Source organism: Antarcticimicrobium luteum, from assembly GCF_004358185.1.
In the GTDB taxonomy this organism is placed as follows: Bacteria; Pseudomonadota; Alphaproteobacteria; order Rhodobacterales; family Rhodobacteraceae; genus Antarcticimicrobium; species Antarcticimicrobium luteum.
Genome location: NZ_SMUV01000064.1, coordinates 12,711 through 25,142 on the forward strand (window position 1 = coordinate 12,711; position 12,432 = coordinate 25,142).

The 12,432-nt window shown below is 66.6% G+C and carries 12 protein-coding genes; 3 read left to right on the forward strand and 9 right to left on the reverse strand.

The features are described 5' to 3' along the window. Both pdeM and E1832_RS10220 read right to left on the reverse strand, forming a co-directional pair. A complete protein-coding gene (gene pdeM, locus E1832_RS10215; RefSeq protein WP_133359760.1) occupies positions 1 to 663 on the reverse strand; it encodes a ligase-associated DNA damage response endonuclease PdeM in 663 nt (220 codons plus the stop codon). Positions 664 to 1,047: 384 nt separating this feature from the next. Next, positions 1,048 to 3,468, reverse strand: a complete 2,421-nt coding sequence (locus E1832_RS10220) for a ligase-associated DNA damage response DEXH box helicase (protein WP_133359652.1) — start codon at positions 3,466 to 3,468, stop codon at positions 1,048 to 1,050. A gap of 134 nt (positions 3,469 to 3,602) precedes the next feature. On the opposite strand from E1832_RS10220, the gene E1832_RS10225 reads away from it, so the two are divergent. After that, entirely contained in the window at positions 3,603 to 4,085 is a 483-nt protein-coding gene (locus E1832_RS10225) for a DUF4405 domain-containing protein (RefSeq protein ID WP_133359653.1), read from the forward strand. A 171-nt stretch (positions 4,086 to 4,256) separates the two neighbouring features. Next, positions 4,257 to 4,598 carry a hypothetical protein gene (locus E1832_RS10230; RefSeq protein WP_133359654.1) on the forward strand — a complete coding sequence of 114 codons (342 nt, stop codon included), beginning with the start codon at positions 4,257 to 4,259 and terminating at the stop codon, positions 4,596 to 4,598. A 74-nt stretch (positions 4,599 to 4,672) separates the two neighbouring features. Here E1832_RS10230 and E1832_RS10235 read toward each other — a convergent pair whose 3' ends face one another. Beyond that, positions 4,673 to 5,506, reverse strand: a complete 834-nt coding sequence (locus E1832_RS10235; protein ID WP_133359655.1) for an NAD(P)-dependent oxidoreductase — start codon at positions 5,504 to 5,506, stop codon at positions 4,673 to 4,675. 7 nt (positions 5,507 to 5,513) lie between these two features. Next, on the reverse strand, positions 5,514 to 6,122 hold the full coding sequence (locus E1832_RS10240) for a MarR family winged helix-turn-helix transcriptional regulator (RefSeq protein ID WP_133359656.1): 609 nt from the start codon (positions 6,120 to 6,122) through the stop codon (positions 5,514 to 5,516). Between the two features lie 256 nt (positions 6,123 to 6,378). Between E1832_RS10240 and E1832_RS10245 the strand changes: the two genes are divergently transcribed. Continuing rightward, on the forward strand, positions 6,379 to 7,893 hold the full coding sequence (locus tag E1832_RS10245; protein WP_133359657.1) for an MDR family MFS transporter: 1,515 nt from the start codon (positions 6,379 to 6,381) through the stop codon (positions 7,891 to 7,893). Between the two features lie 145 nt (positions 7,894 to 8,038). Here the strand turns inward: E1832_RS10245 and E1832_RS10250 are convergent, their stop codons facing one another. From E1832_RS10250 to E1832_RS10270, 5 genes are all read right to left on the reverse strand, one after another. Then, a complete protein-coding gene (locus tag E1832_RS10250) occupies positions 8,039 to 9,346 on the reverse strand; it encodes a P-loop NTPase family protein (protein WP_133359658.1) in 1,308 nt (435 codons plus the stop codon). Between the two features lie 129 nt (positions 9,347 to 9,475). After that, positions 9,476 to 9,970 (reverse strand): prepilin peptidase, encoded by a 495-nt coding sequence (locus E1832_RS10255; RefSeq protein ID WP_133359659.1) that lies wholly within the window; start codon positions 9,968 to 9,970, stop codon positions 9,476 to 9,478. Positions 9,971 to 9,974: 4 nt separating this feature from the next. Next, positions 9,975 to 10,823, reverse strand: a complete 849-nt coding sequence (locus E1832_RS10260) for a tetratricopeptide repeat protein (protein WP_133359660.1) — start codon at positions 10,821 to 10,823, stop codon at positions 9,975 to 9,977. Positions 10,824 to 10,854: 31 nt separating this feature from the next. Then, positions 10,855 to 11,445 carry a tetratricopeptide repeat protein gene (locus tag E1832_RS10265; protein ID WP_133359661.1) on the reverse strand — a complete coding sequence of 197 codons (591 nt, stop codon included), beginning with the start codon at positions 11,443 to 11,445 and terminating at the stop codon, positions 10,855 to 10,857. Between the two features lie 4 nt (positions 11,446 to 11,449). After that, on the reverse strand, positions 11,450 to 12,430 hold the full coding sequence (locus E1832_RS10270) for a type II secretion system F family protein (RefSeq protein ID WP_133359662.1): 981 nt from the start codon (positions 12,428 to 12,430) through the stop codon (positions 11,450 to 11,452). Positions 12,431 to 12,432: the final 2 nt, after the last annotated feature.

Genomic DNA, 12,432 nt, shown 5'->3' on the forward strand with positions numbered 1-12,432 from the left:
TCAGCGCGGCATCGGGATCGCATGGATCTGTTGCCCGGTCAGCAGCGCCAGCGCCTCGGGGCGCATCAGCGTGGACAAGGCGTTGTCGTCGCAGCACAGCCCGCCGGTATAGGTGCCATAGGCGGGCAGGATCACCCGGTCGCGGTCGAGCAGAAAGGCCGGCCGCGTCACCACCCGCCCGCGGCTGCGGATCGTCGCCTTGGGGTGATAGTGTCCCGACACTTCGCCGCTGGCGCCGGGCCGCGCGATATGGCGAAAGCTCAGCGGCGCCACCGGCAGTTCGGCCAGCAGCGTACCGCCCAGGTCCACCGGCCCGGGATCGTGATTGCCCTCGACCCAGACCCAGCGCCGCCCGGCCTGCAACCTGGCGATCCACAGCCGCTCTTCCTCAGGCAGGGCATGGGCGGCGTCGAGATCGTCGAAACTGTCACCCAGGCAGACAACGGTGCGCGCCCGGCTGCGCGCCAGATCGGCCGCCAGCCGGGTCAGCGTGTCGCGGGTGTCATAGGGCGGCAGGGTGCCGCCGCCGCGCCGCGCGATCCGCTCGGATTTTCCCAGATGCAGGTCGGAGACGCAGAGAAATTCCTTGTCCGGCCACCACAGCGCGCCGGTCCCCAGAGCCACCAGCGACACGCCGGCGAGGGTGAAATTATGGCCGTTCATGCTCCGTTCCATGCCGGGCGCCGCGGGAAAAGGCAAGGGGGATTGGGTGGCCCGTCTCTCCCATCAACTCGCAAGTGCATCGGAGGGCGCTGCCCGGCCGCGGGCGGGGGTGGAGCGCCAACCAGCAAACCCGCGACACCGGCCCGAGCGCACCGCTGAGCCAATCCCCCTGCGCGGAACAAGCCCGAAGGGCGCCGCGCAAGCGCCGGACCGTCCCGGCGGTCTGGCGCTGTGTTGACGGGTGCGCGCCGTTCGAATGCAGTCCGCTTCTGGCTGGGATAAAGCGCGCCGAACGGCCGTGGCTGCGCCAGCCCACGGTCCGGCGCTTGCGCGGCTTGCTCGGTGTGTCCGCCGCCATCCCCGCGAATGCAGGGACTTCTCAACCTAACGCCCCGACAGCCCCTCCAGCCCCGACACCTGCATCAGCCGCGCGGCCTCCTCCGCCATCAGCCGCTCTTCCGCCTGGCCGGCCACCGGCACCCTGCCGATCTCCAGCAGCAGCGGCGCCGCCAAGGGCGTGATCCGCTCCAGCGTCACATGGTCGATCCGGTCGCCCACCCGGCGCAGCATCTCCTCGATGCGGCCGAAATCGACCAGCCCGCGCTCCGCCTCTGCCCGGGTGATGCGCAGCATCAGATGCCCAGGGTCGTATTTCACCAGCGTGTCATAGAGGATGTCCGAGGAAAACGTGGCCTGCCGCCCGGTCTTGCGGGCCGAGGCGGGAATGTTGCGCTCGATCAGCCCGGCGATGGTGGCAGAGGCGCGAAAGGTCCGCTTCATCACCGCGTTGCCGGCCAGCCACCCCTCAAGCCCGTCGCGCAGGGCGGCAGGATCGAACAGCGGCGCGGGATCGGCCAGCGGCTCCAGCCCCCAGATCAGCGTCGCGTAGTCACTGGCGACAAAGCCCAGCGGCGCCAGCGCCAGCTCTTCCATCCGCTTGGTCAACAAGAGTCCCAGCGTCTGCTGCGCATTGCGCCCGGCAAAGCCGTAGACGCAGGTATGCGCCTGCCCGTCGTGCGCAAAGCTCTCGATCAGCAGCCGCCCGGCCTGCGGCAGGTGCGACACCCGCCGTTGCAGCGCCAGCCAGTCAGCGGTATGGCGCGGCAGTTGCGGCCAGTTTTCTTGTGCGAACATCTCCAGAATCCGCGCGCTGAGCTGGGTGGAGGTGGCGAATTTCGTGCCCATGAAGGTGGCGACCCTGGGCTTGCGTCCCGCGTCCCGGCTGACCTCGACCGTCATCTCGCGCAGCCCCTCATAGCGTACGATCTGCCCGCCGATCAGGAAGGTATCGCCCTGGGTGAGCGAGGCGGCAAACCCCTCCTCCACCTCTCCCAACGCCCTGCCGCCGCGCCCGCGCATCCGCACCTTCAGCGTGTCGGTGTCCTGAATGGTGCCGATGTTCATGCGGATCCGCTGGGCGCTGCGCGGATCGCGCAGCTGCCACAGCCCGTCTGGCCGCTGCTGCAACCGCTGCCACTTGTCATAGGCGCGCAGCGCGTATCCGCCGGTGGCGCAGAAGGCCAGACAATCATCGAAATCCTCGCGGGCGAGTTCCGTATAGGGCCCGGCGCAGCGCATCTCGTCATAAAGCGCATCGGCCGCGAACGGCCCCGAACAGGCGGCGATCAGGATCTGCTGGCACAGCACATCCAGCGGCCCCGGTCCGCGCGGATCGCCGTCGAGCGCATGGGCGCGCACCGCCTCCAGCGCCGCCACGCATTCCACCACCTCGAAGCGGTTGGCCGGCACCAGAAGCGCCTTTGACGGCGCGTTGTAGCGGTGGTTGGCCCGTCCGATCCGCTGCACCAGCCGCTTGACGTTCTTCGGCGCGCCGACCTGCACCACCAGATCCACGTCGCCCCAGTCGATGCCGAGATCGAGGCTGCCGGTGCAGACCACCGCGCGCAGATCGCCGCGCACCATCGCCGCCTCCACACGTTCGCGCTGGCCCCGGTCGAGGCTGCCGTGATGGATGCCGATCGGCAGGGCGTCGTCATTGGCGAGCCAGAGGTTGTGAAAGAAAATCTCGGCCTGGGCGCGGGTGTTGTGAAAGATCAGCGTGGTGCGGTGCCGCCGGATCTGTGCCAACACCGCGGGGATCGCATAAGCCGCCCCGCCGCCGGACCAGGGCGGCAGCTCCTCGGTCTGCAGCATGGCGATATCCGGGTCGGGGCCGGGATCGGCCAGCACGATCTCGCAGCGGTCGGGGTGGCGGGCCAGCAGCCGCGCCATCGCGCCCGGATCCTCCACCGTCGCCGAAAGGCCGACGCGGCGCAGCCCGGGGCAGAGGGTTTCCAGCCGAGCCAGGGCGAGCATCAGCTGATCGCCGCGCTTCGACTCGGCCAGCGCGTGGATTTCATCGACGACCACCCGTTTCAGCCCGGAAAATGTACGGCCCGCATCCTCGTAGGAGGTCAGCAGCGCCAGACTCTCCGGTGTGGTCAGCAGGATGTGCGGCGGGTCGGCGCGCTGCCGCTTCTTCCGCGTGGCCGAGGTGTCGCCGGTGCGATCCTCGATCCGGATCGGCAGCCCGATCTCCTCCACCGGGGTGCGCAGGTTGCGCTTGATGTCGGCGGCCAGCGCCTTGAGCGGTGAGACATAAAGCGTGTGCAGCCCCTCGGGCGGTGTTTCCCCCAGCTCGGCCAGGGTCGGCAGGAACCCGGCCATGGTCTTGCCGCCCCCCGTGGGCGCGATCAGCAGCGTGGCGGGATCGCCCGCGCGCGCCAGCATCGCCTGCTGATGCGGGTGCGGCGACCAGCCTTTGGCTGCGAACCAATCGGTTATGGCGCGGGGCAGGGGGCTCATGGATCAAGGGCTACTGCATTCGATCCCGGCTGGCCATAGGACCGCCGCGCCAAAAATCCGCGATGGCGGCGACGGAACCAGCGGGGTGCGGCGGGAAGGAATAAGGGAGGAGAGACAGAGATTGGAGTGATAAAATGAAGACCTTGCGCCAATGGGCCACGCCGCTGACCATCGGGTCGTTCCTGTTGATGGCGGTGACCGGCATCTTGATGTTTTTCCACCTCGACAGCGGGCTGAACAAGGTCGGGCATGAATGGCTGGGCTGGGCCATGGTGGCCGCCGTCGCGGCGCATCTGGTGGTGAACTCCCGGGCCTTCACCCTGCATTTCCGCAAGCCGGTCGGCCGGGTCGCCATCGGCGCCTTCGCCGCCGTTCTTGCGCTGTCCTTCCTGCCGCTGGGCGGGGAAGGCAACGATGGCCGGCGACTGATGCTGCAGGCGGCGGGCAATGCCCGGATCGAAACCCTGGTCGAGATGTCCGGCGCGCCGCTGGAAGCCGCCCTGAACCGCCTGTCCGAAGGTGGCTTCACCGTGCAGCCGGGCCAGACCCTGACCGAGGCCGCCGGTGGCGACCGCGGGCGTCAGAGCGAGATCCTCGGCGTGATTTTCGGAAGCTGACGATGGATCCCCGGGGGCCATTTGTCTCCGGGGTTTCCCTATCCAATGAGTGCTGCGGTTGAAACCACCTCAAGCGCCGGACACGCCGTGATTGGTTGCCAATCAGGCAAGAGGCCTGCACCATAAACCCGGAATGCAAACGCGGCGATTCGGCATTTCGGGGGGGGCGTCTTGGGTCACGATTTTGAACGGCAGCGCAGTGAAACGGCGTGGGTTCTTGATGATCTTGCTGCGAAGAGAGACCTTCCGCCGGTTGCGGATTTCGACTTTTTCCTGATCCCGGGAGTAAGAGCCGAACCTGCCGATGCCCTGATCAGGGCGCTGCATGCAGCGGGCTACGCCGCCGTTGCCAACGAAGATGTGGGAGATGTGACGGTTCCGGTTCACGGTGTGACCGTATCGCTGAACGCGATCTGGGCACATGAAAGGCCGATAGCGGAAATCGGCCTGTTCCTGGGGTATCGGCCCGACGGTTGGGGTTTCATGGACGCGACCGGTGTGAATGAGATGTAGCACGAGGGGGTGGGGGGTGCTCCTCTGCGGCGCTGCCTCCGCCGCGAACGGGCGGAGCCCCGACCAGAAAAAGATCAGCGCCGCGGCGTCAGCGCCCGGATCGCGGCCTTGATGGTGTCGGGCAGGGTGGTGTCGGCGCCGTCGGGCGCGGCATCGAGCGCGCTGTCGACGTCCTTTGTCAGGATGCCGATGGTATTGTCCGGGCCCCAGCCGTCGCGGGCGAACTCGATCCGGTCGAAGCCGGAGGCGAACCAGTTCTGCCCCGAGGAGGTATCGATCAGCGCCAGCAGCTTGTCCTCGTCCACCCCGGCGGCGTCGGCCCAGTCCAGCACCAGCCGGGTCATCGCCGTATTGGCCGCCGCCAGCAGGTTGTTGAGGACCTTGGCCTGCATCCCGGCGCCGTACCCGCCCATCCGGTGGAAATGCGCGCCCATCGCGTCGAACAGCGGCTGTGCCGCATCCAGATCGGCCGCGTCGCCGCCCAGCATGAAGGACAGCCGCGCCTCTTGCGCCGCGATCCGGGCACCCGACATCGGCGCGTCGATCAGCGTGATATGATCCGGCACCCGTGCGCGCAACGCGCGCACATAGCGCGGCGAGAGGGTGGAGCAGAGGATCACCCGGGCCAGCCCCGGCGCGGCGAGGAAATTCTGGGCGCCGAACAACACATCCTCAGTTTGCGGGATGTCGCGGACGACGGTGATCAGGCTGTGCAGCCCGTGCGCGAATTCCACCCGATCGTCGGTCATCGCCGGAGCCAGCGCGCCGAATTCGGACGGCGACCGGACGTCGAAGCCGCGCGCATCGATTCCCGCTGCCCGCAGGGCGGCCAGCATCGGCGCCCCCATCCGGCCGCAGCCGGCCACACCGATCCCGGTCAGGGCCGTATCGCGCGTCGCGCCCCGCATCGCCGCCTCAGCCCCCGTCCACCGGCGGCAGCGCGGCCACCAGTGCGGCGATTTCCTCGACAAAATGATCCGAGGCCATGTTCGGCGCCTCATCCGTCCATTTGGAGAACCGGTCGAGCAGCGGCAGGAAGGTGGCGCGCTCCTCCGGGGTCCAGCCCGAGAGGAAATCCCCCATCAAAAGGAACTTGTAGCGTCTGACCGCGCGCACGATGGCCTTGCCGCCCTCGGTCAGTTCGACGATGGTGCGGCGTGCGTCCTGCTGGCTGACCGCGCGGCGGGCCAGGCCCCGGGCGATCAGGTCGCTGATCAGGCGCGAGGCGCGCGACGGGTCAATCGCCAGCCGCTCGGCCACGGTGGCGACCATGGTTTCCTGTCCGGCCTTGCAGGTAAACTCCTTCGAGGGGGCCCAGATCGCGATCAGAACGTCGAGCTGGGCCAGATCCAGCCGGTCGTCCAGTTTCAGATCGCGCAGCGCGCTGGCGCCCAGCTCGCGCTTGCGAAAGCGCCGGCGCCATTGCTGCATCACCGCGTCGATTTCCAGTGCCGAATCCACCGCGCCGGACTCGATCCCGGCCCGGTACAGAAAGTCCCGCATCTCGTCATCGCGCGAAGCCATGCCACCATCCTCTTGCCGTGCACCTCTGTGGCCTGAAAGGGCGCAATTGTCAATTACATGCTATTGACATGTAAATGTTATGGGCACATAAATGCATGAGACAAGTGAACTCCCCTACTGGCGGCCTGCAGCTTTGTTGTGGCTTTCTCTGCGGGCCGCCGTCTTTTTTGGCACTCCTTTTCAGGGTTGATTCCGCGTGACGACCTCTCCCCCCTCCGATTCCGACAAACCTGCGACAGAAGATCCGGGTGACGCTATGCGCGTACGTCTGGCGATCCTGGCGGCGGCGACGGTGCTGTTCCTGGCCTCGCTGGGCCAGACCAGCGTTTCGACCGCGCTGCCGATCATCGTGGGGCAGCTGGGCGGGCTCGATCATATCACCTGGGTGATCACCGCCTATCTTCTGGCCGCCACGGTGGGCGCGCCGGTGATGGGCAAGATGGGCGATCTGTTCGGGCGGCGTGTGGTCTTGCAGGCGGGGATCGGCGTGTTCCTGGCCGGCGCGGTCGTGAGCGCGCTGGCGCCCAGCATGTGGGCGCTGGTGGCAGGCCGTTTCATCCAGGGGCTGGGCGGAGGCGGGCTGATCGTGGTGGCGATGGCCTCGGTCGCCGATGTGCTGTCGCCACGCGAACGGGGCAGGGTGCAGGGCGCGCTGGGGGCGGTGTTCGGGGTCTCGACCGTGGTTGGACCGTTGGCCGGCGGCTTCATCGTGCAGCATCTGACCTGGCAATGGATCTTCTGGATCAATCTGCCGATCGGGCTGGCGGCCTTTGCCGTGCTCAGCCTGGCGCTGGAGGCGCGGCCGCCGCAGGCGCGGCCCTCGATCGACTATCTGGGCGCGGTTCTGCTGACGGCAACGCTGTCCAGCGCGGTGCTGATCTTTTCCGCCGGCGGCGTCAGCCTGGCCTGGACCAGCCCCGGCATGGCGGTGCTGGGCGCGGTGCTGGCGCTGTCGCTGACGGGCTTCATCCTGACCGAACGCGTGGCGAAGGAGCCGATCCTGCCGCTGGAGCTGTTCCGCATCAACAATTTCGTCGTCTCCAATCTGGTCGGGCTGATCGTCGGCGGTGCGATGTTCGGCACCATCACCTTCGTTCCGATGTTCATGCAGGTGGTCAAGGGCGTGGCGCCGTCGCCGTCGGGGATGTTCCTGACGCCGATGATGCTGGGGCTGGTGGGCGCCTCGGCGCTGGCCGGGCGCGTGATGGCGCGTACCGGGCGGTACAGGATGCTGCCGGTCTGGTCGACACTGCTCCTGGCGGTGGGGATGGCGGGCATGGCGACCATCGGCGCGGCGACGCCGAACGGGCTGATCGTGCTTTATGTCTTTATCGCCGGTATCGGTATCGGCCCGGTGATGAGCGTGAGCGTGACCGCGATCCAGAACGCGGTGCCGCGCGAGACCGTCGGCGTCGGCACCGCCAGCGCCAACATGTTCCGACTGATCGGCGGGTCGATCGGCACCGCAGTGTTCGGCGCGATGTTCTCGACCGGGCTGACCGCCCGGCTCTCCTCGCTGGGGATCGAGGGGGTCGGCCAGGGTGGCCGGCTGACCGGCGCGGCGCTGGCCGCGCTTGGCCCGGCAGAGCGGGCAGAGGTCGTCGCCGCCATTGCCGGGGCTCTGCATCCGGTGTTCTGGAGCTCCGCCTTGCTGGGGGTGTTGGCCAGCGCCGCGGCGCTGTTGATGCGCGAGAGGCCGCTGGAGGATGCTCTGGTGTCGCATCATAGCGCGCCCAAGCCGGCGGAGCCGGTGCGCACGGCGGCGGAGTGACGGCTTAGAGCCGGTCGATCAACAGAGCAAGCCGCGCGCGCCAGACCGCAGGGACGGTCCGGCGCTTGCGCGGCGCCCTGTGGGCTTGTTCCGTGCAGGGGGCAAAGTTCGGAGGGTTGCTTCGAGGGGGCGGGTCATGCCCCGGTCACTTCACGATATGTGCCTCGCGCACGAACATGTTGTCCCAGGCGCGGTCGATCAGCTCCGGCGTCATCTGATAGGGAACGCCCTCGAACTCGCAGATCGAGATCATCTGGTCGATCAGGAAGACCGGCTGGTAATTGGCATAAACATTGTCGATCACCGGGTATTTTTCCTTCAGCAGGTAGAGCAGCGTGGACTCGTCCAGCGGCATTCCCTTCTTGCGCGCGACCAGTGCGAAGATTCTCAGGAAATCCTCCTGGCTGGGCCCGTCGATCAGGATCTTGAAGAAGATCCGGCGCAGGGCCGCCTTGTCGAAAATCTCGTTCGGGTGGAAGTTGGTCGAGAAGATCACCAGCGTATCGAAGGGCACCTCGAACTTCTCGCCCGATTGCAGGCCGAGGATGTCCTTGTTCTCCTCCAGCGGAACGATCCAGCGGTTGATCAGCGCCTGCGGCGATTCCGCCTGACGGCCGAGGTCGTCGACGATGAAGATCCCCCCCGTCGATTTTAGCTGCAGCGGCGCCTGATAGGTGCGCGCGGTGGGATTATAGACCAGATCCAGCATGTCGAGCGACAGCTCGCCTCCGGTCACCACCGTGGGCCGTTCGCACATCACATAGCGTTCGTCGAACCGTTTGGCCCGGCGCAGGCTGTGTGGGTCGTCGGGGGTCTGTTGGATGGCGTTATGTACGATCGGGTCGTACATGGTGATCACCTGGCCGGAATATTCGATTGCGCGCGGCACATAGATGCGGTCGCCCAATGCGCTGCGGATGCCGTTGGAGATCGAGGATTTCCCGTTGCCGGGCGGCCCGTACATCAGGATCGAGCGTCCCGCGCTGACCGCCGGGCCCAGATGATCGAGCAGGCTGTCGGGCAGGACCAGATGCCCCATCGCCTTGGTCAGCTGATCGCGCGTCACCTGGATGTTGCGGATCGACTGCCGCCTGACCTGTTCCCCGTAGATCTTCAGCGGTACCGGCATCGCGCCGAAATATTCCGACTGCGCCAGCGCATCGAGCGCGCGCGCCTTGCCCGCCTCGGTCAGCTGATAGCCCATCTCGCCGCCGGAATTGGCGTTCAGCGTGCCGGTCGCCTCGAGCAGGCGCTGACCGCGCGCCATGTCCAGCAGCTCCTGCGTGACCGGGATCGGCAGGCACAGCGCCTGGGCTGTCTCGCTGGCGGTCTCGGTGGTCTTGCGGAACATGGTCTTGAGAAGGATGTCCCGCATCATCACGGTGGGCAGCTGCAGCTCGTCGAGGCTGCGGGGGGTGGGCGGCGCAAGCGCCGGGCTGGTCTGCATGTTCATGATCGTGGCCTTCGAGGTCCCGGTCCGGTCTGATGTGGTGCGGGGCCGTCGATCCGGCCCCTCGGGGGCAGAATGCCCGCGCATTGTGGCATCAGATGGGCAAAGACGGGGCACCCCTCCGCGCGCGGCTCAGATACCGTAGGCGGCGCCGAGGATCAGATACAGCGCGAGGGTGCCGCCCAGCGACAGCCCCATCGGAAATTTCCAGCCCGAGTGCCAGCTTTTCCAGTCGGGCGCGATGCGGCGCAGGGGGGTGTATTTGATCAGCCGGTGAGTGACGAAGGCGGCGAGCAGATTGGCGGCGAACAGCGCCAGCAGCAGCCGCAGGTCGCCCGGAGCGATGAACGGGGCGGCGACGGCGGCGAATTTCGCGTCGCCCGCGCCCATTGCGCCCGCCACGGTCAGGATGAAGCCGAGCAGCAGTACCGCCAGCAGTTGCACCAGCCGCATACCGTAGACCGGCAGCGGCAGGGCGATCAGCCCGACGATCACGAACACCACCGCCAGCGCCAGAACCGCCTGGTTGGTGATGCGCATCTCGCGCAGGTCGGTGAAACAGACGTAGAGGCAGATCGGCAGGACGAAGGGCAGGAACCACAGCGCCGCCGTGCTGGCGATGGTCATCGGTTCAGCCGGTCTCGAGCGCGCGGAGCGAGCGGACCGCCTCTTCGAAATGCTGCGGATGGGTGCTGATCGCCTCACGCAACAGGGTCTTGCCGGTGGTCACATCGCCCTGTTTGACGGCCGACAGCGCCAGCGTGTGCAATAGCTGCGCCCGTTCGGTCTGATCCATCGGGATCACCGGCAGGCTGTAGTTGCGCTGTGCGCCGCGGGCCAGAACCAGATTGTTCTTGGCGGTGAACAGGGTGGGATCCTGCCGGATGGCATCGCCGAACAGCCGCTCGGCATCAGAGAAATCGCCGCGGGTCAGCTTGGAATAGCCCCAGTTGTTCAGCACGCCGGAGGGCCGCGTGGTCAGACCCACGGCGGTTTCATAGAAACTGTCCGCGCGCGACCATTCGCGGCTGGCATCGGCGACCATCGCCTCCAGCCGGTAGCGTTTGAAGGTCTCATGGGTCGGCGGCACGGTGTCGAGCGTCTTTTTCGCCCGGTCCCATTCGCCGTTGCGGATCAGCGCGTCAGCAAGATCGACCTTGTCCTCGTCGGTGGCCTCCGCCATCCCCAGCACCTTGGACCAGGCCGCCACCGCCTCGGTGTTGCGCTTGGCGCGCACCAGCGATTTGGCCAGCCCGCGCTGCAACTCGGTCTTTTCCGGCTTGGTCTTGACCGCACGGCTGAAATAATCGACCGCCTCGTTTGGATCGGCGACGGTCAACATCACATCATTGAGGTTGGTTTCGTCGACCACGTTGACGTCCTGAAAGGCCCGTTCGACGGTGTCGCCGCTTTTCTCTGCGCAGGCCGACAGCGCCAGCCCGGCTGCCAGACAGCCCGGAATCAGAAAGAGGTGGCGCATGGTGTGCGTCCTTGTACTGCTCTCGCCTCGGTCATGGTGTCTTGCGGATCAGGAACTCGCTTCTGCCCCGCCGCACCAGTTTGAAGTCTTGCTTTTGCTCATCATTATTAGCAGGATTTTCCGATTTTGCGAGGGCTAAGCGCAGATTGTCCCGGATTGCGTCACTTTCGCCATTGTCCATCGCATAGGCGCGTCGGAAAATTTCGCTTGCCTCCGCGTGCTTGCCGCGCTCCATCAGCACGACGCCCAGATTGTTCCAGGCCTCGGGCCAGTCCGGCGCCGCCTCGACCGCGCGGCGCAGCATGGTCTCGGCCTGGCCCAGTCGGCCCAGCCCCAGATTGGCCGAGCCGAGTCCGGTCAGCACGTCGGGGGTCATGCCCTGGTCCAGCGCGGCGCGGGTAAAGGCCTCCAGCGCCAGTTCGTACTCTCCCGCCGTCATCAGGCGGTGGGCGATCGCGATGTTGTCCTCGGGGACCGCGCGCAGGTCGACGCCCGGCGCATAGGGGCCGCCTTCGGGTCCGGCGATGGGCTTGGGCGAACAGGCGGCCACCGCGGCGGTCGCCGCGATGGCCGTGATCAGTCTGAACAGTGGTGCGGCCCGTGTCACACCGATCGGTGTCATGGTGTCAGTTGCTCATGTTGCCCAGGTCCATGATGCCGTTGACCGAAGGGCCGACCAGGATGATCAGCAGCGGCGGAACCGTCAGCATCATTGTGGCAAGCGTCATTTTGGTTGGCAACTTGTTTGCCGCTTCTTCGGCGCGCATCACCCGCTTGTCACGCATCTCGCTGGCATAGACGCGCAGGGCCTCGGCGATCGAGGTGCCGAAGGCGGCCGACTGGATCATCACGGTCACGAAAGAGGAGACATCCTGCACCCCGCAGCGCGTGGCCATGTCGCGCAGCACCCGGTCCTTGTCCTTGCCGGCCTTCATCTCATAGGCGACGATCTCGAACTCGTCTGCCAGCGACGGGCAGGAGGCGTGCAGCTCCTTGGCGACCCGAACGATCGACTGATCCAGCGACTGGCCAGCCTCGACGCAGACCAGCATCATGTCCAGTGCATCGGGAAAGCCGCCGGTAATCTGTTCCTTGCGCTCTTCGACGCGGCGGGTGATCCAGTATTTCGGCAGCAGATACCCCGCCCCGCCCGGTCCGATCACAAACATGACCAGTTTCTGGGTGGTCAGCGTCTCGCCGCCGCCCAGCGACAGAACGTACAAAAACCCGAGCAGAAGCCCCAGAATTCCCAGCGCGAACTGGGCGAAGTGGAAATAGCGCACCGCATCCTTGGACTGGTATCCGGCCTGGCGCAGCTTGAGCTGCATGGCCGAGAGTTCCTCGGCGTCCTGCGGTTCGAGGAAGGTGGCGAAACGGTCCAGCTTTTCGTTGCGCCCGCGCTGACGAAGCTGTTTTTTCTTCGCGGGCGGCGCGGCGGCCTTTTCGGTGTCGCGCTTCAGCTTTTTCAGCGGATCTTCGGGCTGGTTCAGCAGCAGCGGAACCGCCAGCAGGATCATGAACATCCCAAGCACACCGACCACGATCAGCGGCCCGAATTCGCCCAGTTGCCCGGTCAGGAAATCGTTTATTCTGTCAAACAGGCTCATGG